This window comes from Streptomyces sp. NPDC003016 (genome assembly GCF_053591455.1).
Genome location: NZ_JBSFTV010000027.1, coordinates 82,211 through 105,417, shown reverse-complemented (window position 1 = coordinate 105,417; position 23,207 = coordinate 82,211). Strand labels below are relative to the sequence as shown.

The window sequence follows — 23,207 nt, the reverse complement described above, 5'->3', positions numbered from 1 at the left end:
CCGGCCGGGACCGGGACCGGCCCTAGTCCTTCTTCAGCGTGAACGTGGCCGGTGACTTCGCGCCCGGCATCTCCAGCAGGTAGGTCCCGTCGCCGACGGACGTGGCGGGCGGTGTCGCGCACTTCGGCGCGCTCTGGCGGAGGTCCCACTGGACGGTGTGCTTGACGGTGCTGTGCGCGGGGACGCGGAGCAGCAGGCTGCCGGAGGTCCGCGGGCAGTGCTTGGAGGACCACACCGTCTCGTTGTCGTCGTCGGTGATGGTGAGCACGGCGGCCTTCGGCCCGAAGTCCGTCTTGCAGGCGGCGCCCGAGGTGTTCTCCACGATCAGCTCGAACTTGGGCTTCTCGCCCGCCTCGTACTCGTTCTTGAGGCTGCGCAGGGTCAACTCGATGGTCGCGGCGGTGCAGTCGGGAAGGCTGGAGTTGGCCGGCACGCGCTGGCCGCCGCCCCCGCCGGTGCCGCCGACGGCAGTGCTGCCGGTGTCCGCTCCTGCGCCGCTTCCGCCGCTGCCGCCGGACCCGTCGCCGCCACCGTCGGCCGCGCCGTCGCCGCCACTGCCGTCGCCGCCCGCGTCCGTACCGCCGTCTTCGCCGCCACCGTCGCCGCTGCCGCCGCCGTCGCCGCCGTCGTCGTTTCCGCCGCCGTCGTTTCCGCCCCGGCCGCCGCCGGAGCCGCCCGAGTCGTCGCGGCCGCCCGGGTTCTCACTGATGGCGGGGCCCGAGGACTCCGGGCCCGGGGTGATGGTGGTGGTCGGCGCGGGAGTGGCGCCGCTGTGGGCCTTGTCGTCCTCGTCGCCCTCGCCGCCGGTGGACATGACAATCCATAGGGCCAGCAGTACGAGCAGCACCATCAGGGACAGCGCGACTGCCCTCCGGCGCCAGTAAATGGAGGAGGGAAGCGGCCCGACTGGATTGCGCATAGATCCCACGGCGCAAACTGTACGAGAGATCGCAGCCAACTCCTGCCCCACCCGCCGCCTACAGCACCAACTTTTCACGATCATCATTTCGGTCCGTCGCGGCGACCGCTGCCTTTCGTCGGGGTGCGGCACCTGACGATCGCTCAATGTCACGGCCCCGCCGGGATCCGTACGGTCCGTGACCATGGACAGCACCGAGCTCTACCGGGACATCACCGCCTTCGCCCGCACCACCCCTTCCTGGGCCCGGCACCTCGCCGAGGTCTGGACGGAGGCGGGCATCCTGCTCTTCGGCGCCCTCTTCGCCGTGGTGTGGTGGCGCGCGCGGAACGGGGACGCGCGCACCGCCGCACCGGCAGTGCGCGCGCCGCTCGCGACCGCCGTCGCCTACCTGGCGAGCGAACTGCTGAAGACGGTGGCCGACGAGGAGCGTCCGTGCCGCGCCGTCGCGAACGCCGCGGCCTCGCTCGTGGCGTGCCCGCCGGCCGGGGACTGGTCGTTCCCCGGCAACCACGCGACGATCGCGGGCGCGGCGGCGGTCGGCCTCGCCTCCGCCTGGCGACAACTCGCACTCCTCACCGTCCCGATGGCCCTGCTGGTGGCCTTCTCGCGCGTCTTCGCCGGCGTGCACTACCCGCATGACGTGGTCGCGGGACTGCTGCTCGGCGCGGCGGTGGCGGCGCTGGCGCTCCGGACCCTGGTGCGCCTCGCGCAGGCGGTCGTCACGGCGATGCGTACGAGCCGGTTCGCCCTCGCGGCCTGGCTCGCGGGGCCGGGGCCGGCGTCGAGACCGGCTCCGGCGTCGAGGTCAGGGGCGGGACCGGGGCCAGGGGCGGGACCGGGGCCCATGCCCGGACGCGGACCCGGCGTCAGGCCGTAGAGCCGGCGCCGTCCGCCCCGCCGGTCAGCCCCGCCTCGTACGCGACGATCGCCGCCTGGGCGCGGTTCCTGACCTCCAGCCGCTCCAGGGCCGCGCTCACATACGCCTTGACCGTGCCCTCGACGAGATGCAGCCGCGCTGCGATCTCCGGGTTGGACAGCCCGGCGCCGACCAGCGCGAGCACCTCGCGCTCACGGGGCGTCAGCCGCTCGGTGCGGGCGCGGGCGGCGGCGCGGCCCAGCTTCTCGCCGCCGAGCTCCGCGATGACATGGCGGGCCACCTTCGGCGAGAGGAAGGCGGCGCCCCCTGCCACCGCCCGTACGCCCGCGAGGAGTTCGTGCGGGTCGCCGGACTTGAGAAGGAATCCGGTGGCGCCGCCGGACAGCGCGCGGGCGATGTACGCGTCCGCCGAGAACGTCGTCAGGATCGCCACGGCGGTGCCCGGAACGGCCCTGGTCACCTCCTCGCAGGCGGCGAGGCCGTCGAGGCGCGGCATGCGGATGTCGAACAGGGCGACGTCGGGGCGGTGGGCACGGACCAGTTCGACGGCCTCGCGGCCGTCGGCGGCCTCCGCGACGACCTCGATCCCCGGGTCCGCGGCGAGGATCGCCCGTATCCCCGCCCGCATCATCGTCTCGTCGTCCGCCAGCACCACGCGGATCACCGCACCCACTCCTTCTCCTCTTTTCCTGTTTCCCCGGTGTGCTCCCGCGTGGTGCTCGGCGTGGGCACCACCGTCTTCGACACGAGACGGCCTTGCGCGAAGCAGATCCTGAAGTGGTCGACCGCCACGAAGAGTTCACGGCTCGCGCGGTAGTAACGGCAGTCGGCACCGGGCGGCGGCGCGGGTGCGCGCTCGACGGGCGGGTCGGCCACGGACCGGTCCGGCAGGACCCGTGCGGCCCCGGCCTCGCTCTCCCCGACGCGCAGGCTCGCGTAGTCGGCGGGGGCCAGGGCGGTGTGGGTTCTGGTGTACGCGTACCAGCCGAGGGCGCCCGCCACCAGTACGGCTCCGAGACCCCCGCGACGGCGAACGACACGACGGCGCGGCGCCGGGCCCGCCGCCGCGCCAGCAGGAAGGCTTCGGGGGCGCGCCCCTCCGCGTCGGGCCCGGCGCCGGCGCCGCCGCGCGGAGTCCGAGCAGCAGGCAGAAGAGGGAGAGGGCGGGCCCGTACGAGAGGGTGAAGAGCGAGCGCGACGCGGCCAGGCCGAGCGCCGCGACCAGGCCCGCCGCCGCCACGGGCCGGGCCCGCCAGACCGACGCGGCCACGGCCAGCACCACGAGGCCGGCGGCTTCCTGCCACCCCGGGCGCGGCTCGTTCAGGCCGATCCGGTCGACGGCGAGCGCGGGCACGGCGAGCGACGCCCAGAGCAGGGCGTCGGTGAGGAAGGTCCGCAGAGAACTCAGGGAGCGCAGGGAGGGGAGCGCAGGCAGCGCAGGGAGGGGCGCGCGGGACCGGCGGGGCGAGGGGTGCGGCGGCGGGAGGGCGGCATCCTGCCGACGCTACAAGCGGCCGCACCGTCCGCACCCCTGCCGATCGTCAGGTCCTGGCGTGCCGGGGTCGCGCGCCGAAACGTGTCAGGATCGGTGGTGCCATGACTGCCACAAGTGAAACCCCCACGAACGCGACCGCCGCCACCGCCCTCCACACCCCCGTCATCGCGTGGTTCGACGCGAACGCCCGCGACCTGCCCTGGCGCCGTCCCGAAGCCGGTGCCTGGGGTGTGATGGTCAGCGAGTTCATGCTCCAGCAGACGCCGGTCAGCCGTGTCCTGCCGGTGTACGAGCAGTGGATGCGGCGCTGGCCGCGCCCCGTCGACCTGGCCGCCGATGCCCCCGGTGAAGCGGTCCGTGCCTGGGGCAGGCTCGGCTATCCGCGCCGCGCGCTGCGGCTGCACGGCGCGGCCGTCGCGATGACGGACCGGCACGGCGGCGGCGTACCGAGCGACCACGCCCAGCTCCTCGCCCTGCCCGGGGTCGGCGAGTACACGGCCGCGGCCGTCGCCTCCTTCGCGTACGGGCAGCGCCACCCCGTCCTCGACACGAACGTCCGCCGCGTCTTCGCCCGTACGGTCACCGGCGTCCAGTACCCGCCGAACGCCACCACCGCCGCCGAGCGCAGGATCGCCCGCGCCCTCCTCCCCGACGAGGAGGCGCGGGCGGCCCGGTGGGCGGCCGCCTCGATGGAGCTCGGTGCGCTCGTGTGCACCGCGAAGAGCCCGGACTGCGGGGCCTGCCCGGTCTCCGGACAGTGCGCGTGGCGGCTGGCGGGCAAGCCGGCGCACGACGGGCCGCCGCGGCGCGGTCAGACGTACGCGGGTACGGACCGCCAGGTGCGCGGCAAGCTCCTCGCCGTCCTCAGGGACGCGGACGAGCCTGTTCCGCAGGCCGCGCTCGACGCGGTGTGGCACGAGCCGGTGCAGCGGGCGCGGGCGCTGGACGGGCTGGTCGCGGACGGGCTCGTGGAGCCCCTGGAGAACGGCCGCTACCGGCTCCCCGCCGCCTGAGGACCTCTGCGTCGCGCACCCGCCGTTACACAACCGATGGGCAGCCGTGCGTTTGCCGACGGCTGCCCCGGACAGTGCCGTGACAACGCCTCCGTAGCGTCATCGCCGTAAGCAAGCAGGTCACGGGGTTGGCAGTGGGACGGAGGCGGTTCTGAATGGCGCACGGCGAGGTGCTCGAATTCGAAGAGTACGTACGCACTCGGCAGGACGCCCTGCTGCGCAGCGCCAGGCGTCTGGTCCCCGACCCGGTGGACGCCCAGGACCTCCTCCAGACCGCGCTGGCGCGTACCTACGGCCGCTGGGACGGCATAGCGGACAAGTCACTGGCCGACGCCTACCTGCGCCGCGTCATGATCAACACGCGGACCGAGTGGTGGCGCGCCCGCCGGCTCGAAGAGGTCCCGACCGAGCAGCTGCCCGACGCGAGCGTCGAGGACGGCACCGAGCAGCGTGCGGACCGCGCCCTGCTGATGGACATACTCGGTGTACTGGCGCCCAAGCAGCGCAGTGTGGTCGTGCTGCGACACTGGGAGCAGATGAGCACGGAGGAGACCGCCGCGGCCCTGGGCATGTCGGCGGGTACGGTCAAGAGCACGCTGCACCGGGCACTGGCCCGGCTCCGGCAGGAGCTGGAGAGCCGCGAACTGGACGCGCACGCCCTGGAGCGTGCGGAGCAGGGCGACGAACGGGAGATGGAGCGTTGCGCGGCCTAGGCGGCAGGGGCGGCAGGCCCTCACTGGCGGCGGGCGGCACGGCGGTGGCCGGCGCCGCCGCCGTCTGTCTGCTCGTGGTGTCGTGCCACGCCGGGGGGACGGGCGCGCGGGACGCGGGTCCGGCGCGTACGGACCCGGTGGCCAGGGCCACCCTCCCGGAGGACGAGCCGTCGCCGTCCGCCGCCAGGCGGGTCGACGCGGTGGCGCTGCTCCGGGGCGATCCGAAGGTCAGCTCCACGGTGAAGCGGGACCTGAAGCCGTGCGTCAAGGACGAGTACCCGGTCGACACGTCGTACGGGAAACTGACCGGCGGGGCCGCCAACGACGTCGTGGTGAACGTGATGACGTGCGGGGACGCCGTGGGCGTCGGGACGTACGTGTACCGCGAGGACGGGGGCGCGTACGAGAACGTCTTCGCGGCCGAGGGCCCGGCGGTCTACGCGGAGATCGACCGCGGCGACCTGGTGCTGACCAAGCCGGTCTACGGGAAGGACGACCCGATGGCGTACCCGTCCGGCGAAGAAGTGATCACGTACCGCTGGTCCGGGAGCAAGTTCACCGTGCACGACCACGTGCACAACGACTTCAGCCGTGCGGTCGGCGGGGACGGCGACGTGGACGGAACCGGGGCTGCTCCGTCCGGCCCGCCGGACGACTGAGCGAACGACCGAGAGCACAGAGAGCAGAGAGCAGCCGATGGCCGAGACCCATGTCCTGTTCGTGGAGGACGACGACGTCATCCGCGAGGCGACACAGCTCGCTCTGGAGCGCGACGGCTTCACCGTCACCGCCATGCCCGACGGGCTCTCCGGCCTCGATGCCTTCCGCAGCGACCGGCCGGACATCGCGCTGCTCGACGTGATGGTGCCCGGCCTGGACGGCGTGAGCCTGTGCCGGCGCATCAGGGACGAGTCGACGGTGCCGGTGATCATGCTGTCGGCGCGGGCCGACTCGATCGACGTCGTACTGGGCCTGGAGGCGGGGGCCGACGACTACGTGACGAAGCCTTTCGACGGGGCGGTGCTCGTGGCCCGGATCCGGGCGGTGCTGCGCCGCTTCGGGCACGCGGGCGGACCGGCCGGCCGTACGTCCGACGAGGGGGCGGGGCCGGACGGCGGGCTGCTCGTCTTCGGTGAGCTGGAGATCGACACCGAGGGCATGGAGGTCCGCAGGAGCGGCGAGCCGGTGGGGCTGACGCCGACGGAGATGCGGCTGCTGCTGGAGTTCTCGTCCGCGCCGGGCACGGTGCTCTCGCGCGACAAGCTGCTGGGGCGGGTCTGGGACTACGGGTGGGGCGGGGACACCCGGGTGGTGGACGTCCACGTGCAGCGCCTGCGTACCAAGATCGGCCAGGACCGCATCGAGACGGTCCGCGGCTTCGGCTACAAGTTGAAGCCGTGAGCCGGCGTCTCCATCCCGTCCGGCGCCTGAGGGCCGGGGCGCGGGGCGGCGCCCCGGCCGTCCCGCGCACCACCCCCCGCCCCGCCCTGCGCACCGGCGTCCGCTGGAAGATCAGCATCGCGATCGCCGCCGTCGGCGCGCTCATCGCCGTCGCGCTCAGCCTCGTCGTGCACAACGCCGCCCGCGTCTCGATGCTCGACAACGCCCGCGACGTACAGATCGAGCGTCTGCAGTTCGCCCAGCGGTGGTACGAGTCCTCGCGCGAGCCCCGGTTCGGCACCAAGATCAACGATCCGGCCCTGCCCGAGGAGCTCCAGGCGAGCATGGCGAACGGCCGCCGGGCCACCTACGTCTCGGATCACGACGACGGCGTGCCCGACGTGTGGGCCGCCGCACCCCTCGCCAACGGGGACGTCCTGTCGCTGCACACCCGGTTCACCGACCGCAGCGCCACCGTCATGGACGACCTCGACCGCGCCCTGGTCATCGGTTCGGTCTCGGTCGTCTTCGGCGGCTGCGCGCTCGGCGTGCTGATCGGCGGCCAGCTCTCCCGCCGCCTGCGCAAGGCGGCCACCGCCGCGGGCAAGGTCGCGCAGGGAAACACGGAGGTGCGCGTGCGGGACGCCATCGGCGGCGTCGTACGCGACGAGACCGACGAGCTCGCGCGCGCGGTCGACGCCATGACCGACGCCCTCCAGGAGCGGCTGGAGGCGGAACGCCGCGTCACCGCGGACATCGCCCACGAACTGCGCACCCCGGTCACCGGCCTGCTCACGGCGGCCGAGCTGCTGCCGCCCGGCCGTCCGGCCGAGCTCGTACGGGACCGGGCGCAGGCCATGCGCACGCTCGTCGAGGACGTGCTGGAGGTGGCGCGGCTCGACAGCGCGGCGGAGCGGGCGGAGCTCCAGGAGATCGCGCTCGGCGAGTTCGTCGGCCGCCGGGTCGCGCTCTTCGATCCGGACGCGGTGTTCCGGGTGGTGCACGAGTCGTGGGTGAACACCGATCCGCGCCGCCTGGAGCGCATCCTCGTCAACCTCCTCGGCAATGCCGCCAAGCACGGCCGGGCCCCCTTCGAGGTCACGGTCGAGGGCCGGGTCGTCCGGGTCCGCGACCACGGGCCCGGATTCCCTGAGGCGCTGCTCAAGGAGGGGCCGAGCCGGTTCCGTACGGGCAGCAGCGACCGGGCGGGGCGCGGGCACGGCCTGGGCCTGACGATCGCGGCCGGCCAGGCGCGCGTCCTCGGGGCACGCCTCACCTTCCGCAACGCGCACCGGGACGGCGGGGCGATCGCGGTCCTGTGGCTGCCGGAGCACGCGCCGACCACCACCGGCAGCTTCCCCGTCGTACAGCTCCCGGACGCCGGGACGCGCCCTTGACGGGGCCGGCGGGCCCGGGGCTGCCCGTCATCGACACCGGCATCGGGAGGAGCAGCAGACCGGAGTCGGCCGCCGGGGCACCCCTGACGGACTGCTGGAACAGCGGCAGGAAGAGCACCGCCCCGGACAGCACGAGGCCCGTCAGGGAGCCGATCACCGACATGAGCGTGCAGTTGCGGCTGCGGAAGATGTGCAGCGGCATGACCGGCTCGGCGGCCCTGGACCCGACGGAGAGGAAGCCGGCGAGTGCGGCGACACCGGGGGCGAGCGGGGATGTTCCTGCTCAGATACGCCGAAGGCGACCCCGAGGAGAAGCGCAAGGCCGCTCTCGAGGTCGCCGTCGAGCTGGTGAGCTGGTGAGCCAGGCACACGGCCAGGCTCCGGGGGTCACACGCTGAGGCCCTCCGAGCGGAGGAACGTCACGGGGTTGATCGCCGTGCCGTAGTTCGGCGTCGTACGGATCTCGAAGTGCAGGTGCGGGCCGCTGGAGTTTCCGGTGTTGCCGGAGAGGGCTATGCGCTGGCCCGTCTTGACCTGCTGGCCGGGGTACACGTTGATCTTCGACAGGTGCGCGTACTGCGAGTACGTGTTGTTGTCGTGCCTGACCACGATCGCGTTGCCGTACGCCGGCCCGTCGCCGGCACCGTTCGGGCCCGCCTTCACGACGGTGCCGCCGTGCACGGCGTCGACCGGGGTGCCGACGGGCACCGCGAAGTCCTGCCCGGAGTGCTTGCTGGCCCACATGCTGCCGCCCTTGCCGTACGTCGCGCTGAGCGAGTAGTGCTGGACGGGCTTCATCCAGGACGACGCCTTCTTGGCCGCCGCCTTCTGCGCGGCCGCCGCCTTGGCGGCCTTCTTGACAGCCGCCGCCTTCTTGGCGTCGGCAGCCGCCTTCTTCGCGTCGGCGGCGGCCTTCTTCGCACTGGCTGCCGCCTTGGCCTGGATCTCGGCCTGCTTCTCGACGGCAGTGGCGGCGGTCCCCTCGACGGCGAACGCCACGCCCGCCGTGCCGAGCACCATCGACGCGCCGAGCCCGGCGGCCACGACGGCGTTGCGACGGGTGCGGACGGACGAGGAGCGGGCTCGGGAGAACATGTCGAACTTCGGCATACGGGAGGGACCTCCGGGGTGAGTGAACCCGGCAGTCCGCCGGGCTGGCTTCACATTGGTAACCCGCGCCCCCGGCACACCCAAAACGGCCTATCTACTACCAATGGCCGTATTACCGCTATCAACTATTCGACTCTTGACGGTATCCCCAGCACCCCTTCGAAGCATGGAAATAAACCTTCTTAGGGCGGTTTAAACCCACGCCAGACCGGTGCAAACCGGCCGCCGCCCCAGGCTCCCGCCCCCTCCTCCCCCATGGCCCGAAGGTCCCGCCACCCACCACCCGAAAGTCCCCCGCCCGACGCGCGACGGGCCCACTACCGCGCCTCGTAGACCCCGAAACCGCTGTGCGCCTTGTCACCGCCAGGCCCCCCGATACGCTGATCCAACAGCGCACAGCACCAGCCTCGGGGGAGGGACCGCGCGTGGATCCCGCAGTCATCGGCACCCGTCTCGCATCGAGCGTCGCCGGGCCACTGGTGAAGAAGCTCTTCGTGGCGCAGGCCCCGGGCGCCGGCCTGGTCGACCGACCGGTCCGTCTGGCCGGTTACGTCTCCTTCAGAGGCGAGAAACGCACCCTCGCCCACTCCGACCTGCGCAAACTGTCCGCCGAGCTGGTCAAGCAGGCGCTGCGCACGGCCCGGCCGGGCGAGCGCCCGCTGCCCGCGGGCGAGGACCGGGCGGTCGTGGACGCCCTGACCACGACGCTGTACGCCCTGGGAGACCTCACCCTCACCGACGTCGAGGCCGTCGGCCTGGGCCCCACCGCCCTGGCCGCGGAACTGCGCCGCGCGAGCGACAGCCCCGAGCGCCACCTGTCGGCCGACGCGGCGTACTTCTACGAGCGCCTCCTGACCGCCACCTGCCTGCACATCGTCCACTTCTTCACCCAGCGCTCGACCTTCGTCGCGGCGACCCTCGTCGCGCAGAGCCGCCGCCAGGGCGAACTGATCGCCAAGGTCGACGCCCTCATCACCCGCAACCCGCTGCCGGGGGCCGAGGACGTGGCCTTCGAGCGGCGCTACCTGGCGCGCATGGCGAAGAAGCACAGCAAGCTGACGATCTTCGGCATCGACCTGCGCGACTCACCGGGGAAGTGGCCGCTGGACGCGGCGTATCTGAGCCTGGAGGCGGCGACGGCGGACACCGGGGGCGCGCCCGGCCCGGCGCGCCCGGCGCGGGAAAGCTTCCCCGAGGAATGGGCCGCCGGGCCCCCGGCCGGGCCGGCCCACCGGGCCGCCTTCGAGTCGCGCCCCGCCGACCAGGCCCTCGCCGCCCACGAGCGCGTCCTGCTGCGCGGCGAGGCGGGCTCCGGCAAGACCACGCTCATCCAGTGGCTCGCGGTCTCCGCCGCCCGCCGGGACAGCGCCGACCGGATGGCGTACCTCCACGACCGGATCCCCTTCGTGCTCCCCCTGCGCACCCTCACCCGCCACGGCGAGCGCCTCCCCGTCCCCAAGGACTTCCTGGCCGCCGTAGGCTTCTCGCTCGCCGGCGAACAGCCCACCGGCTGGGAGTCCCGCGTACTGACGACGGGCCGCGCCCTCGTCCTGGTCGACGGCATCGACGAGATCCCGGAAGCCGAGCGCTCCCGTACCCGCGCCTGGCTGAGCGACCTGATCGACACTTACCCGGGGAACCGCTGGCTGGTGACCTCCCGCCCCTCGGCCGTACGGGAGGACTGGCTGGCGGACGAGGGTTTCACCGAACTGACGCTCTCCTCGATGAGCCCGGCCGACGTGGCGGCGTTCATCAAGCGCTGGCACGCGGCGGCCCGTACCGGCCCGGAGGACGAGAACGCCGAGAACGCCGAGAACGCCGAGAACACAGCCCTGGCCGAGTACGAGCGCCAGCTCCTGGCCGCGGTACGCGCCAAACCGGATCTGGGCCGCTTGGCCACCAACCCCCTCATGTGCGGCCTGATCTGCGCCCTGCACCGGGACCGCCGCGGCTTCCTCCCCCTCGGCCGCAAGGACCTCTACACGGCGGCCCTCTCGATGCTGCTGGTACGCCGCGACCGCGAGCGCGACATGGCCGTACCCGAACTGCGTGAAGAACCGCAGATCCAGCTCCTCCAGCGCCTCGCGTACTGGCTGATCCGCAACGGCCGCACGGAAATGGACCGTACGCGAGCGGAAAGCATCATCGCCGACACCCTGCCCGCCGTCCCGGAGGTGGCGGCACTGGGCGACGCGAAGGCGGTCTTCGACCACTTCCTGCACCGCAGCGGTCTGCTCCGCCGACCGAGCCCGGGAACGGTCGACTTCATCCACCGCACCTTCCAGGACTTCCTCGGCGCACGGGCCGCCGTCGACGAGGGCGACTTCGGGGTCCTGGCCGGCCACGCGGCGGACGACCAGTGGGAGGACGTCATCCGCATGGCGATCGCCCACGCGCGCCCGCGCGAGCGCGCGGAGTTCTTCACCGACCTGCTCGCGTACGGCGACCAGCACGCGGAGTCGGCGTTACGCACCCGGGTCCAACTCCTCGCAGCTGCCTGCCTCGAAGACGCCGCCGAGCTCTCCCCCGCCGTACGCCAGGAGGTCGAGCGCCGCGCGGCGGACCTGATCCCGCCGGCAAACAGCCGGACAGCCCGCGAGCTGGGAGCCGCCGGGCCCGTGATCCTGGACCTGCTGCCCGGCCCGGAGGAGCTGGACACCGCATCCGCCAAGCACGTGGTCATCGCCGCGTCCCATGTGGCATCGGACCGCGCGATCCCGTACCTGGCCCGGTTCGCCGAGCACACGAACAAGTACGTTCGCGCTCAGCTCACCTGGTCCTGGGCGCGCTTCGACACACGTGCGTACGCCGAAGAGGTCGTCGCCCGCATCGATCCCACCGGCGTGTACTTCACCGCCACGACGGACGAACACCTCGCAGCCCTGCGTGCGATCGGCACCCGGCCGATGCTCGATGCGAGAGGCGACCTCTCCGAACCCGCCCTGCGGACGTACACGGCCGAGGCGCCGCTCACCCATGCCCGCATCCGCGAGAATCCGTCCCTGCGGGACGTGTCGTTCCTCCGGGGCCAGACCGGACTCTCGGGCCTGTTCATCTCCGAGTGCCCCCGGCTGACGGATCTCACCGGGCTCGAAGGGCTGCCCCTCCGGACGCTCGCCCTCGACCGGATCGGCGACACCGTCTTCAGCTCGCTGTCGTCCCTGGAAAGCCTGCGTACCCTCACGCTCCGAGGCGACGACATCCGCTGGTCCATGAGCGATCTCCCCTCACTGGCGCCCATGGATTCCCTCGACCTGCAAGGTGCGACCGGTCCGGTCGGTGGTCTTCGGGGACTCCAGAAATACGGCGAGACCTTGCGATCCCTCGGGCTGGGCGTCCAGAGCGCACCGCAGGACCCGGAAGAGTGGGTGGAGATCAGCCGGCTGCCCGGACTGTCCAGCCTCTCGGCGACCGGGGACTTCCTTGCCCGAGCCCCCCGTTCCCTGGCCCTTCCGTCCGTCACGGACTTGTGGCTCCACGGCGAGACTCCGGCGCCCTCGCTCGACAGAGTGCCGGAGCTCTTCCCCCACCTCGTGGAACTGGTGCTCAACTGCCCCCATCGGGGGGTTTTCGACGTCGCGCCCCTGGCGTCATTGTCCGAACTCGACGTCCTCCGCCTCCCCCCTGGCACCTACACCGTGCACGGCCTCGACCTCCTCCCCGAGAACACCCATGTGTTCGGAATTCACGGCCGGTCGAGCTGAAACCACACGCCCTTGCCCCGCTCTGTGGGCATCACCCCGCACACATCCGAAAGCGCGGCCACCAGAAACAGCCCGCGCCCGTCCATGTCACCGCCCTCCGCCCGTCGCGGCGTGGGCAACGTGCGACTCTCGTCGTAGACGGCGACCCGCACATGAGTCGCCTCAACGGCGGCTCGGAGGTGCACGTCGCCCTCCGCGTGCTGGTGCACGTTCGTCACCAGCTCCGAGGTGCACAGGGCGGCCGTATCGGCCAGCTCGCCCAGCCCCAGGGTCTCCAGCGCGCTCCGCACGAAGTCGCGGCAGATCTTGGGCGAGCTGGCACTGCCAGGGGCGAATAGCGTGTAGGAGTGCGGGAGTTCATGCTCAGGTACGCCCATGGGACGCCTCCAAGGCGTTGGGTTCGCTGCTTCGACTGATGGATTACGCCCGACCGGCCGCAGTGGCCTACCGCGTGGATCACACGGTGCACTTCTGCGGCCAGGCATGGCTGTGCTGCGTCGACAGCGAGCTTCCAACATCTCTGTGTGAGCGTCGCCACACAGAAGGTAGCGACTCGCGGGCCACATGTTCAACCTGACTGTCGAGATCGGTGGACCGCCCCCTCCGCCACGGGCAAACTGAGCCCCACACTCCCGAGGAGAGTCCGCATTGGCGCTGCGAACCACGACCACTGAACGACAACGTCGACTCGGCGCAGAACTGAAAAAGTTGCGCGAAGAAGCCAAGTTCACCGTGAACGAGGGTGGTGCTCTCATCGGCATGGGCCGCGTACACCTCACCCATGTCGAAGGCGGGAACACCGCCATCTCCTCAGAGCGAATCCGCGCGCTCTGCACCTCGTACGGGGTCACTAGTTCTACCTATGTCGACGCCCTGGTGGACCTGGCGGAGTCCCCCAGCAAAGGCTGGTGGAGCGGCTACAAGGGCCGGCTGCCGTCCTCTGCCCTTGACTTGGCCGAGCTGGAATCAAAGGCCACGAGTCTCCGCTCGTACGAGTCGCTCTTCCTGCCCGGCCTCTTCCAGCTGGAGGAGTACACCCGGTCCATCTTCCGCGCCAGCGATGTGGTCACCACGCCCGAGGGCATCGAATCGGCGGTCCACTTCCGCAAACAGCGCCAGAGCATCCTTGCGGGCGACGACGTCCCACCGACCGTCCACGCGGTGATTCACGAGGCAGCGCTGCACATGCGCTTCGGCGGCGCCGACGTGATGCGCCGACAGCTCCTGCGTCTCGTGGAAATGGCCGAGCTGCCCCATGTGACCATCCAGATCTTCCCGTTCACGGCCGATGCCGTGTCGGCGCTCACGACGCCGTTCTGTTACATCGGCTCGCACGGTGGCGCGCTGGAGACTGTGCTCGTGGAACACCCGGCTGATTCGATGTTTCTGCACGGCCAGGAAACGGTCACGAAGTACCGAAGGCAGTTCGACCGGCTCAGCGCTGCCGCGCTGCCACCGGTCGACGCCAGCGTGCTGCCGGTGAAGCAGGCATCCAGAGACTCCCTCGGCTTGATCCAGCACATCCTCTACACCCTCTAGGAAGCCCGTTCATGATCCACCTCGACTGGCAGAAATCCACGTTCAGCGGTGACCAGGCCAACTGCGTCTACGTCGCCACCGCCCCCGACGGAACCGTCCGCCTCCAGGAGAGCGACACCCCCGACGTCACGCTCACCACCACCCCGAGCGCTCTCGCGGCCCTTATACGCGCGGCTCGGGCCGGGTCGTAACCCATGCGTGCAACAGCCCGTTGCACACACGCCCTGGGCCGATGAGGGCACCAGCCAGGACCCGGCGGCCGGGCGTCCTTCCCGGGGCCGCCCCCGTCCGGGATGCTGCTGTGCCATGAGTAGACCCGTGATCCGCGCCATGCGCCGCACGCTCCCTACGCACCCCACCCCCACCCGCACCCGCCGCACCCGCCCCTGGGTCTGGCCCGTGGCCGTCGGCCTCGCCTGCACGCTCACCTGGAGCTCGCCCGCCGGAGCCGGCCCCTCCGACACCGGTCTCAAGGGCGCCATCGACACGATCCTCACCGACGCCCGCCTCGACGGCGGCGCCGCGAGCGTCGTGGTCGCCGACGCCACCACCGGCGAGACGCTCTACCAGCGCGACGGCGCCGACCGCCTCATGCCCGCCTCCAACACCAAACTGCCCACCTCCGTCGCGGCCATGGCCCTCCTCGGCCCCGACTACCGCTACCGCACGGACGTCCTCTCCACCGGCAGCCGCCACGGCTCCGTACTCCGCGGCGACCTCTACCTGCGCGGCACCGGCGACCCCACCACCCTCGCCGAGGACTACGACGAACTCGCCGCCCGGGTCGCCGAATCCGGCGTCCAGCGGATCACCGGACGCCTGATCGCCGACGACACCCGCTTCGACACCCAGCGCCTCGGCCGCTCCTGGGCCGCCGACGACGAGTCGTCGTACTACTCCGCCCAGATCTCGGCGCTCACCGTCGCCCCGGACACCGACTACGACTCCGGCACGGTCATTGTCGAGGCCGCCCCGGGCGCCGAGCCGGGCGCCGCTCCCCGTCTCACCCTCACTCCGCCCACCGACTACGTGGACATCGACGCCCGCGCCGCCAAGACCGTCCCCGCCGGTCAGCCGGACACCCTCACCGTCGAACGCCGACACGGCTCGAACACCATCAGCGTCACCGGCGACATCCCCGTCGGCGCGAACCCCGCCAAGGAGTGGGTCACCGTGTGGGAGCCGACCGGCTACGCCGCCGCCGTCTTCGCCGACGCGCTGACCGCCCACGGCGTACGCGTCACAGGCCCCACCCGCCTCGGCCGCCCCACCCCCAAGGACGCCAAGCCCCTCGCCACCCACACGTCCATGCCCCTCAAGGAGCTGATGCACCCCTTCATGAAGCTGTCGAACAACATGCACGCCGAGGCCCTGACCAAGACCATCGGCCACGAGACGGCGGGCAAGGGCACCTGGAGCGCCGGTCTCGCCGCCGTCTCCGCGCACCTCGCCACAGAGGGCGTGGACACGGCCACCCTCCGCCAGGTCGACGGCTCCGGCCTCTCCCGGATGAACAACATCCCGGCCGCCCAGTTCGCCAAGCTCCTCCTCGCCGTACGCACCGCGCCCTGGTACGCCGACTGGTACGCGTCCCTCCCCGTCGCCTGCGCCCCGGACCGCGCCGTCGGCGGCACCCTCCGCTCCCGCATGTGCAAGACCCCGGCCGCCCTGAACGCACGGGCCAAGACCGGCTCCCTGACCGGCGCCTCCGCCCTCTCCGGGTACGTCACGGACGCGGGCGGCCGCGAGCTGGTCTACAGCATCGTCCTCAACAACTACCTGGCCTCCTCGGTCAAGAGCGTCGAGGACGCGATCGTGACCACCCTCGCCTCCTCGACCAGGACCACCACCACCCTGGTACGCCCGCCCGCCTCCCGAGCCGCCGCCTCCGCCACCGACGCCGCCCTCGAGTGCTCCTGGCGCAAGCCGGCTCCCTGCTGAGGCGGCAGCAGCCCACTCACTGGTCCGGCGGAGTCACCGGCAATTCACGTACGCACACCGCATGGATGCGCGAGCGTCTGGGCCATGGGCAGGAGCACCGACAGCACATCCCTCGTTCCCGCCCGGCGAGGAAGACCTCGCCCGTGTCGTCCGGGGCGCCATCGACGGCGGTTCCAGCGGCAGCGGGCACGAGTAAAGGGGCGGCCCCGGAACCACAGAGGTTCCGGGGCCGCCCCTTCAGGCTGTCAGGGCGCCGTTACGCGTCCTTCGACATGTTCGGGCCGCTGCTGCCGCCCGTCGCCTGCTCGATCGGGGGGACGTCGGGCAGAGCCGACTTCTCCTCGCCGCGGAAGGTGAACTTCTTCGCCTCGCCCTCGCCCTCGACGTCGACGACCACGATGTGGCCGGGACGCAGCTCGCCGAAGAGGATCTTCTCGGACAGGACGTCCTCGATCTCCCGCTGGATCGTCCGGCGCAGCGGCCGGGCGCCCATGACCGGGTCGTAACCCTTCTTCGCGAGCAGCGACTTGGCTTCCGAGCTGAGCTCGATGCCCATGTCGCGGTCCTTCAGGCGCTCGTCCACCTTGGCGAGCATGAGGTCGACGATCTGGATGATGTCTTCCTCGGTGAGCTGGTGGAAGACGACCGTGTCGTCGACACGGTTGAGGAACTCGGGGCGGAAGTGCTGCTTGAGCTCTTCGTTGACCTTGTTCTTCATCCGCTCGTAACCGGTCTTGACGTCGCCCTGGGCGGCGAAGCCCAGGTTGAAGCCCTTGGAGATGTCCCGGGTCCCGAGGTTGGTCGTCATGATGATGACCGTGTTCTTGAAGTCCACGACCCGGCCCTGGGAGTCGGTCAGGCGACCGTCTTCCAGAATCTGGAGCAGGGAATTGAAGATATCGGGGTGGGCCTTCTCGACCTCGTCGAAGAGAACGACGGAGAACGGCTTGCGGCGCACCTTCTCGGTGAGCTGCCCGCCCTCTTCGTATCCCACGTAACCGGGGGGAGAACCGAAGAGGCGGGAAACCGTGTGCTTCTCGCTGAACTCCGACATGTCGAGGGAGATCAGCGCGTCCTCGTCGCCGAAGAGGAATTCGGCGAGCGTCTTGGAAAGCTCGGTCTTACCGACACCGGACGGGCCGGCGAAGATGAACGAGCCACCGGGGCGCTTCGGGTCCTTCAGACCGGCTCGCGTACGGCGGATCGCCTGCGAGAGGGCCTTGATGGCGTCCTTCTGGCCGATGACGCGCTTGTGGAGCTCGTCCTCCATGCGCAGCAGGCGGGAGGACTCCTCCTCGGTGAGCTTGAAGACCGGGATGCCCGTGGCCGTGGCCAGGACCTCGGCGATCAGTTCCTCGTCCACCTCGGCGACGACGTCCATGTCGCCGGCCTTCCACTCCTTCTCGCGCTTGGCCTTGCCCGCGAGGAGCTGCTTCTCCTTGTCGCGAAGAGAGGCCGCCTTCTCGAAGTCCTGCGAGTCGATCGCGGACTCCTTGTCCCTGCGGACACCGGCGATCTTCTCGTCGAACTCACGGAGGTCCGGCGGTGCGGTCATCCGGCGGATGCGCATCCGGGAGCCGGCCTCGTCGATCAGGTCGATCGCCTTGTCCGGCAGGAAGCGGTCCGAGATGTAGCGGTCGGCCAGGGTGGCCGCCGCGACCAGCGCCGAGTCCGTGATGGACACGCGGTGGTGCGCCTCGTAGCGGTCGCGCAGGCCCTTGAGGATCTCGATCGTGTGGGGGAGGGAAGGCTCCGCCACCTGGATCGGCTGGAAGCGGCGCTCCAGCGCGGCGTCCTTCTCGAGGTGCTTGCGGTACTCGTCGAGCGTCGTGGCGCCGATGGTCTGGAGCTCACCACGGGCGAGCATCGGCTTCAGGATCGAAGCCGCGTCGATCGCGCCCTCGGCGGCGCCCGCACCCACCAGGGTGTGGAGCTCGTCGATGAACAGGATGATGTCGCCGCGGGTGCGGATCTCCTTCAGGACCTTCTTCAGGCGCTCCTCGAAGTCACCGCGGTAGCGGGAACCGGCGACGAGCGCGCCGAGGTCGAGGGTGTAGAGGTGCTTGTCCTTGAGGGTCTCGGGCACCTCGCCCTTGACGATCGCCTGCGCCAGGCCCTCGACGACCGCCGTCTTTCCGACGCCGGGCTCGCCGATGAGGACCGGGTTGTTCTTGGTACGGCGGGACAGCACCTGCATGACCCGCTCGATCTCCTTCTCGCGCCCGATGACCGGGTCGAGCTTGGATTCGCGGGCGGCCTGCGTCAGGTTGCGGCCGAACTGGTCCAGGACGAGGGAGGTCGAGGGCGTGCCCTCGGCCGGACCGCCGGCAGCGGCGGTCTCCTTGCCCTGGTAGCCGGAGAGCAGCTGGATGACCTGCTGCCGCACCCGGTTCAGATCGGCACCCAGCTTCACGAGGACCTGGGCGGCGACGCCCTCGCCCTCGCGGATCAGGCCGAGCAGGATGTGCTCCGTACCGATGTAGTTGTGGCCGAGCTGGAGGGCCTCGCGGAGCGACAGCTCCAGGACCTTCTTGGCACGGGGGGTGAAGGGGATGTGACCGGACGGAGCCTGCTGGCCCTGACCGATGATCTCCTCCACCTGCTGGCGGACCGCCTCGAGCGAAATCCCGAGGCTCTCCAGGGCCTTAGCGGCGACACCCTCACCCTCGTGGATAAGGCCCAGGAGGATGTGCTCGGTGCCGATGTAGTTGTGGTTGAGCATCCGGGCTTCTTCCTGAGCCAGGACGACAACCCGCCGCGCGCGGTCGGTGAACCTCTCGAACATCGTTAATCGCTCCTCAGAGCGGTCGGTCAGTGAGGGGTCGGTCCCCTCCCAGTCCTTCCGCATGCTAGTCCCGCAGGACGGGACAGCTCATTCCAACTGCCGACATCCGTCCGGATCACCCCCGCTTCCGCGGGGAATCGAGCTGCCGAACAGCCGACACCTGCTCAACCCGATGGTGCGAGACGATGTTCCCGCAGGCCAAGCAGATACCCGTTCCTCCACTACGCCGATGGCGAACGTGAGACGCTCCGGCCAGCGTGTCGCCCCTTCCCACTAGGGATGTCTTACCCGCAAGCACGGACACTCCATGCGGCGCGCGCCGGTTCCCTCAGCTATGGGCGAACATCTTTGCGCCGCCGAATGCCTCCGTACGCCCCCACGGCCCCGACGCACCGCATCCGGACCGGTACGCAGCGTAACTCCGGGGCGCTTCGGCAGTTGGTCCGGACATGACGTCCAGGGTTCCGCTGCCGCGCACACCGCTGCCCCTGCCGCCCGAAGGCGGCATCGCACAGTGGTACGAGCACGAACTCGGCTGGGCCACCGCACCGGCCACCGCGGAGGGCCTGCCGGTCCGGCTGCTGACGGGGCTCCGCTTCGACGTACTGGAACTGCCCGCGGACGCGGGTTTCGCCGTACTGCGGCGCCACGCGGGGCTCACGGGTCCCGTCGCGCTCAGGGGGCGGCGGATGCGGCTGCTGGTGGCCGCGGGGAGCGCCGACGAACTGCCCGGGCTGCTCGACTGGCTGGAATGGGGCGGCGTCGCCCTGGAACTGCGCGCGATCGGCGCGGGCGGGCAGCTGACCGCGCCCCCGCCGCCGGGGTGGGCCGGCCGGCAGGGCGGCGGATCACCGGGGGACGGGTCGCAGGGGGCCGCCGTCTGGCTGCGGCCCCCCGAGCCGCGGCACGAGGTGGAACCGACGCTGCCGGCCTTGGCCGGACTCGGGTGCCGTGGGGAAACACCCGATCTCGTACGGCTCGTGAGCACGGCGGCGACGGAATGCCACCGGGCCCGGTTGTTGCGTGCGAATTCCGCTCACGCGAATGCTCAGCCGTTGGCCTTCTCGTAGGCCTCGCGGATGTCGGCCGGGACACGGCCGCGGTCATTCACGTTGTAACCGTTGGCCTTGGCCCACTTACGGATCTCGGCGGTGTTCTGGTTGCCGCCCGCGGCTGCGCGCGTCTTGCCGCGCCCCGAAGCCGCACGGCCACCGGTGCGTCGGCCGCTCTTGGTGTACGGGTCGAGCAAGCTACGGAGCTTGTCCGCGTTCGCGGTGGTGAGGTCGATCTCGTAGGTCTTGCCGTCCAGAGCGAACGTCACGGTCTCGTCCGCCTCGACGCCGTCGAGGTCATCGACAAGAAGGACCTGAACCTTCTGTGCCACCGGATTTCCTTTCATCGAAAATGCAGTACGCGGAAAGGAAACCGCTTTTCCCTGGAAAACACAAACCCCCGGAGGAGGTTCAGTACCTCAAGAAGACGGGAAACATGTGCGTTTCGGACATAGGGATCTGACCGCTTCTGCCGATCACAGGTGCAGAAGCATCCGGCTGTTGCCCAAGGTGTTCGGCTTCACTCGTTCGAGACCGAGGAACTCCGCTACACCCTCGTCATAGGAACGCAGCAGCTCGCTGTAGACATCTCCGTCGACCGGCGCCTCTCCGATCTCCACGAAGCCGTGCTTGATGAAGAACTCGACTTCGAAGGTGAGGCAGAAAACCTTGCGCACACCGAGCCAGCGGGCGGTCTGGAGCAGCTTGTCCAGCACGTGATGTCCGACTCCGGCGCCCTTGAAGGACGGGTCCACGGCGAGAGTGCGGACTTCGGCGAGGTCTTCCCACATCACGTGCAGCGCACCGCAGCCGACCACGGCCCCGTCCTCGTCGCGTTCGGCGACCCAGAACTCCTGGATGTCCTCGTAAAGAGTCACGTTCGCTTTGTCGAGCAGGATCCGCTTCTGCGCGTACGTGTCCACGAGGCGGCGCACGGACGGCACATCACTGGTCCTCGCCCGCCGGACGGTGATGGCTTTTAGCTCTGAAGGCATACCTCGACGCTATCGCCCCGGGCCGTCGGGGCTCTCGTCACCCTCTGCCGGTTCAGCCGCGGCTTCAGTTGCGGGATCCGTCACGGGTTCAGTCGCGGCTTCAGTTGCGGGATCGTCGCGCTGAACGACGCGCATCGCGTCCTGAAGGGCTTCGCGCTGCCCCGCCGACATCATGCCGAAGAACGCGACAAGAGCCGCCGCGGGGTTGTCACTCGTCGACCAGGCTTCGTTCATCAGTGCGGCCGAGTAGGCGGCCCGGGTGGACACGGCCGTATATCGATAGGCGCGGCCGTCGACTTCCCTGCGCACCCAGCCCTTCTGATGGAGATTGTCCATTACGGTCATGACCGTGGTGTAGGCGATGGACCGTTCCTTCTGAAGGTCTTCGAGGACTTCCCGGACGGTGACCGGTCGGTTCCACTGCCACACGCGCGTCATGACGGCGTCTTCCAGCTCTCCCAATTGGCGAGGCACAGCGCCACCATAGTAGGAAATATCGGTAATGACTGGTTATTCGCGCAGCGAAAAGGGCGTACGGCTCGAAATGAGTCGTACGCCCTGGTGAAGTACGGGGTGGCCGGGGTGGGCGGAGTCAGGCGCCGTCGGCCCTGGAGGTTCCCGCCTGCCGGGCGGACTCGGCGCGGGCGAGCGTGGCGTCCACGGCCGTGTCTTCCTTGGCCTTGTTGGAGCCACCCTGCGTCTTGACGATCGTCGTGACCAGGGCGATGAAGAACGCGGCCATCACCACGGGGGGCAGGAGCGCGGAAACGTAGTCCATGCCGTCCAGAGTAGCTACCCCGCGACCCTTCGCTCCCGCGGGGGCGCGGGGCGTCTGCGGGGCGGGAACACCTCGGAAGGCTTCGGCGTCGGACGTTCCGCGGGCTCGCGTCCCGGCGACGGGCCCCTGGGCTTCGACGGTTCGTCGGCGGCCGTGGCGCGGCCGCCGGCGATGGCCAGCAGCCGGGCGCGCGGGAGGGGCGCGTCGCTGCGGCCGGCCAGGCGGGCCCGTACGGACTGTTCCACGATGGCCCGGCAGCGGTCGTGGAGCAGCGCGCCGGCCGGCATGCCGCGCAGGGTGCGCAGCGCCACGAGGTCGTCGGGGGTCGGCTGGTAGCCGGTGGCCAGGGCGTCCTGGAGCAGCCCCAGGTAGCCGCCGGCGGCCGCGGGGAGTGCGGCACGGTACCGGGCGAGGTCGGCGAGGAGGAACGCGCGCAGTCGACCCGCCTCGCGGACCGCCTCGTCCAGGGTGCCGGCGAGGCGCAGGCAGTCCTGGACGTCTTCGTCGGACAGTGACGCGGGATGGAGGGCGATGGCGAGGGCGCGTCGGAGCACACGCAGCTCGTCCGCACCGAACGCCATGCCGCCACGGGAACCGTATGGCGTGGGCATGCAGTGACAATACGCACTAAACAGACACAATCTGCTTAATGCATGTATGACGGCGCGCCGGGCGGCCCTCCCCCGGCCGTTCCCCGGTCACATCCGGGCGATGTTGCGCTCGTACACCAGGCGCAGGCCGATCAGGGTGAGCCACGGTTCGTGCTCGTCGATCTCCGAGGACTCGCCGAGCACCATCGGGGCCAGGCCGCCCGTCGCGATGACGGTCACGTCGTCCGGATCGCCGTCGGGACCCACGAGCTCGCGCGCCATGCGCCGGGTGACGCCGTCGACCTGGCCGGCGAAGCCGTAGATGATGCCGGCCTGCATGGCCTCGACGGTGTTCTTGCCGATCACGCTGCGCGGACGGGCCAGCTCGATCTTGCGGAGCTGGGCGCCCTTGACGCCGAGCGCCTCGACGGAGATCTCGATGCCCGGGGCGATGACGCCGCCCGTGTACTCACCGCGCGCCGACACCGCGTCGAAGGTCGTCGCCGTACCGAAGTCGACGACGACGGCGGGGCCGCCGTAGAGCTCGACGGCCGCGACCGCGTTGATGATGCGGTCCGCGCCGACCTCCTTGGGGTTGTCCATGAGGATCGGCACACCCGTCTTGATGCCCGGTTCGACGAGCACGGCCGGGACGTCGCCGTAGTAGCGGCGGGTCACCTCGCGCAGCTCGTGCAGGACGGACGGGACGGTGGAGCAGATCGCGATGCCCTCGATGCCGTCGCCCAGTTCGTCGCCCAGGAGCGGGTGCATGCCCATGAGGCCCTGGAGGAGTACGGCGAGCTCGTCGGCCGTGCGGCGGGCGTCGGTGGAGATGCGCCAGTGCTCGACGATCTCCTCTCCGTCGAAGAGGCCGAGGACGGTGTGCGTGTTGCCGACGTCGATGGTGAGCAGCATG

The 23,207-nt window shown here is 70.8% G+C and carries 23 protein-coding genes and 2 pseudogenes; 12 read left to right on the top strand and 13 right to left on the bottom strand.

Annotated features, from left to right (window positions below):
* Positions 1-22 precede the first annotated feature (22 nt).
* Positions 23-928, bottom strand: a complete 906-nt coding sequence (locus ACWDZ4_RS23185; RefSeq protein WP_451510300.1) for a hypothetical protein — start codon at positions 926-928, stop codon at positions 23-25.
* A 175-nt stretch (positions 929-1,103) separates the two neighbouring features.
* Between ACWDZ4_RS23185 and ACWDZ4_RS23180 the strand changes: the two genes are divergently transcribed.
* On the top strand, positions 1,104-1,799 hold the full coding sequence (locus ACWDZ4_RS23180; RefSeq protein ID WP_451510299.1) for a phosphatase PAP2 family protein: 696 nt from the start codon (positions 1,104-1,106) through the stop codon (positions 1,797-1,799).
* Here the strand turns inward: ACWDZ4_RS23180 and ACWDZ4_RS23175 are convergent.
* Both ACWDZ4_RS23175 and ACWDZ4_RS23170 read right to left on the bottom strand, forming a co-directional pair.
* The gene (locus tag ACWDZ4_RS23175; protein ID WP_451510318.1) at positions 1,789-2,463 is read right to left on the bottom strand and encodes a response regulator transcription factor; all 675 of its coding nucleotides are present in this window, start codon (positions 2,461-2,463) and stop codon (positions 1,789-1,791) included. The genes ACWDZ4_RS23180 and ACWDZ4_RS23175 overlap by 11 nt on opposite strands.
* On the bottom strand, positions 2,460-2,801 hold the full coding sequence (locus ACWDZ4_RS23170) for a hypothetical protein (RefSeq protein WP_451510298.1): 342 nt from the start codon (positions 2,799-2,801) through the stop codon (positions 2,460-2,462). Before ACWDZ4_RS23170 ends, ACWDZ4_RS23175 begins: the two co-directional genes overlap by 4 nt.
* A gap of 594 nt (positions 2,802-3,395) precedes the next feature.
* Here ACWDZ4_RS23170 and ACWDZ4_RS23165 point away from each other — a divergent pair.
* The 5 genes from ACWDZ4_RS23165 (at position 3,396) to cseC (ending at position 7,797) form a co-directional block, all read left to right on the top strand.
* Positions 3,396-4,307 carry an A/G-specific adenine glycosylase gene (locus ACWDZ4_RS23165; protein WP_451510297.1) on the top strand — a complete coding sequence of 304 codons (912 nt, stop codon included), beginning with the start codon at positions 3,396-3,398 and terminating at the stop codon, positions 4,305-4,307.
* 155 nt (positions 4,308-4,462) lie between these two features.
* Positions 4,463-5,020: a SigE family RNA polymerase sigma factor gene (locus tag ACWDZ4_RS23160; protein WP_450261988.1), complete on the top strand. Its 558-nt coding sequence runs from the start codon at positions 4,463-4,465 to the stop codon at positions 5,018-5,020.
* Entirely contained in the window at positions 5,008-5,679 is a 672-nt protein-coding gene (locus ACWDZ4_RS23155; RefSeq protein WP_451510296.1) for a hypothetical protein, read from the top strand. The genes ACWDZ4_RS23160 and ACWDZ4_RS23155 overlap by 13 nt, the downstream gene beginning before the upstream one ends.
* 37 nt (positions 5,680-5,716) lie before the next feature.
* Complete coding sequence (gene cseB / locus ACWDZ4_RS23150) at positions 5,717-6,421, top strand: two-component system response regulator CseB (protein WP_451510295.1); 705 nt, start codon at positions 5,717-5,719, stop codon at positions 6,419-6,421.
* 26 nt (positions 6,422-6,447) lie between these two features.
* Complete coding sequence (cseC, locus tag ACWDZ4_RS23145) at positions 6,448-7,797, top strand: two-component system sensor histidine kinase CseC (RefSeq protein ID WP_451510317.1); 1,350 nt, start codon at positions 6,448-6,450, stop codon at positions 7,795-7,797.
* A 28-nt stretch (positions 7,798-7,825) separates the two neighbouring features.
* On the opposite strand, the pseudogene ACWDZ4_RS23140 reads toward cseC, so the two are convergent.
* A pseudogene (locus ACWDZ4_RS23140) lies at positions 7,826-8,065 on the bottom strand (MFS transporter); the annotation flags it as partial.
* Here ACWDZ4_RS23140 and ACWDZ4_RS23135 point away from each other — a divergent pair.
* Positions 8,065-8,157 (top strand): annotated as a pseudogene (locus ACWDZ4_RS23135) (TetR family transcriptional regulator); the annotation flags it as partial. The pseudogenes ACWDZ4_RS23140 and ACWDZ4_RS23135 sit on opposite strands and share 1 nt — an antisense overlap.
* A gap of 27 nt (positions 8,158-8,184) precedes the next feature.
* Here ACWDZ4_RS23135 and ACWDZ4_RS23130 read toward each other — a convergent pair.
* Positions 8,185-8,907 carry a M23 family metallopeptidase gene (locus ACWDZ4_RS23130; protein ID WP_451510294.1) on the bottom strand — a complete coding sequence of 241 codons (723 nt, stop codon included), beginning with the start codon at positions 8,905-8,907 and terminating at the stop codon, positions 8,185-8,187.
* A gap of 425 nt (positions 8,908-9,332) precedes the next feature.
* Here ACWDZ4_RS23130 and ACWDZ4_RS23125 point away from each other — a divergent pair, with 425 nt between their 5' ends.
* Positions 9,333-12,611 (top strand): NACHT domain-containing protein, encoded by a 3,279-nt coding sequence (locus ACWDZ4_RS23125; RefSeq protein WP_451510293.1) that lies wholly within the window; start codon positions 9,333-9,335, stop codon positions 12,609-12,611.
* On the opposite strand, the gene ACWDZ4_RS23120 is transcribed toward ACWDZ4_RS23125, so the two are convergent.
* The gene (locus ACWDZ4_RS23120; RefSeq protein WP_451510292.1) at positions 12,593-12,988 is read right to left on the bottom strand and encodes an ATP-binding protein; all 396 of its coding nucleotides are present in this window, start codon (positions 12,986-12,988) and stop codon (positions 12,593-12,595) included. The genes ACWDZ4_RS23125 and ACWDZ4_RS23120 overlap by 19 nt on opposite strands.
* Before the next feature lie 271 nt (positions 12,989-13,259).
* On the opposite strand from ACWDZ4_RS23120, the gene ACWDZ4_RS23115 reads away from it, so the two are divergent.
* The 3 genes from ACWDZ4_RS23115 to dacB all read left to right on the top strand — a co-directional run bounded on the left by ACWDZ4_RS23115 (position 13,260) and on the right by dacB (position 16,091).
* Positions 13,260-14,150, top strand: coding sequence for a helix-turn-helix domain-containing protein (locus tag ACWDZ4_RS23115; RefSeq protein ID WP_451510291.1), 891 nt, complete (start codon positions 13,260-13,262; stop codon positions 14,148-14,150).
* Between the two features lie 11 nt (positions 14,151-14,161).
* Positions 14,162-14,341, top strand: coding sequence for a DUF397 domain-containing protein (locus ACWDZ4_RS23110; protein ID WP_451510290.1), 180 nt, complete (start codon positions 14,162-14,164; stop codon positions 14,339-14,341).
* 139 nt (positions 14,342-14,480) lie between these two features.
* Entirely contained in the window at positions 14,481-16,091 is a 1,611-nt protein-coding gene (dacB, locus tag ACWDZ4_RS23105; RefSeq protein ID WP_451510316.1) for a D-alanyl-D-alanine carboxypeptidase/D-alanyl-D-alanine endopeptidase, read from the top strand.
* A 256-nt stretch (positions 16,092-16,347) separates the two neighbouring features.
* Here the strand turns inward: dacB and ACWDZ4_RS23100 are convergent, their stop codons facing one another.
* On the bottom strand, positions 16,348-18,876 hold the full coding sequence (locus tag ACWDZ4_RS23100; RefSeq protein WP_451510289.1) for an ATP-dependent Clp protease ATP-binding subunit: 2,529 nt from the start codon (positions 18,874-18,876) through the stop codon (positions 16,348-16,350).
* A 449-nt stretch (positions 18,877-19,325) separates the two neighbouring features.
* Here ACWDZ4_RS23100 and ACWDZ4_RS23095 point away from each other — a divergent pair, with 449 nt between their 5' ends.
* Positions 19,326-19,946: an SCO3374 family protein gene (locus ACWDZ4_RS23095; protein WP_451510288.1), complete on the top strand. Its 621-nt coding sequence runs from the start codon at positions 19,326-19,328 to the stop codon at positions 19,944-19,946.
* Here the strand turns inward: ACWDZ4_RS23095 and ACWDZ4_RS23090 are convergent.
* The 6 genes from ACWDZ4_RS23090 to ACWDZ4_RS23065 form a co-directional block, all read right to left on the bottom strand.
* Positions 19,925-20,260 carry a histone-like nucleoid-structuring protein Lsr2 gene (locus ACWDZ4_RS23090; protein WP_344495277.1) on the bottom strand — a complete coding sequence of 112 codons (336 nt, stop codon included), beginning with the start codon at positions 20,258-20,260 and terminating at the stop codon, positions 19,925-19,927. The two genes, ACWDZ4_RS23095 and ACWDZ4_RS23090, sit on opposite strands and share 22 nt — an antisense overlap.
* A gap of 144 nt (positions 20,261-20,404) precedes the next feature.
* Positions 20,405-20,923 (bottom strand): amino-acid N-acetyltransferase, encoded by a 519-nt coding sequence (locus ACWDZ4_RS23085; RefSeq protein ID WP_344495279.1) that lies wholly within the window; start codon positions 20,921-20,923, stop codon positions 20,405-20,407.
* A gap of 9 nt (positions 20,924-20,932) precedes the next feature.
* Positions 20,933-21,397, bottom strand: a complete 465-nt coding sequence (locus ACWDZ4_RS23080) for a BlaI/MecI/CopY family transcriptional regulator (protein WP_451510287.1) — start codon at positions 21,395-21,397, stop codon at positions 20,933-20,935.
* Between the two features lie 118 nt (positions 21,398-21,515).
* Positions 21,516-21,701, bottom strand: coding sequence for a hypothetical protein (locus ACWDZ4_RS23075; protein ID WP_451510286.1), 186 nt, complete (start codon positions 21,699-21,701; stop codon positions 21,516-21,518).
* A gap of 14 nt (positions 21,702-21,715) precedes the next feature.
* Positions 21,716-22,282 (bottom strand): hypothetical protein, encoded by a 567-nt coding sequence (locus ACWDZ4_RS23070; RefSeq protein WP_451510315.1) that lies wholly within the window; start codon positions 22,280-22,282, stop codon positions 21,716-21,718.
* Between the two features lie 117 nt (positions 22,283-22,399).
* A complete protein-coding gene (locus ACWDZ4_RS23065) occupies positions 22,400-23,206 on the bottom strand; it encodes a type III pantothenate kinase (protein WP_344495285.1) in 807 nt (268 codons plus the stop codon).
* Between the last annotated feature and the right edge of the window lies 1 nt (position 23,207).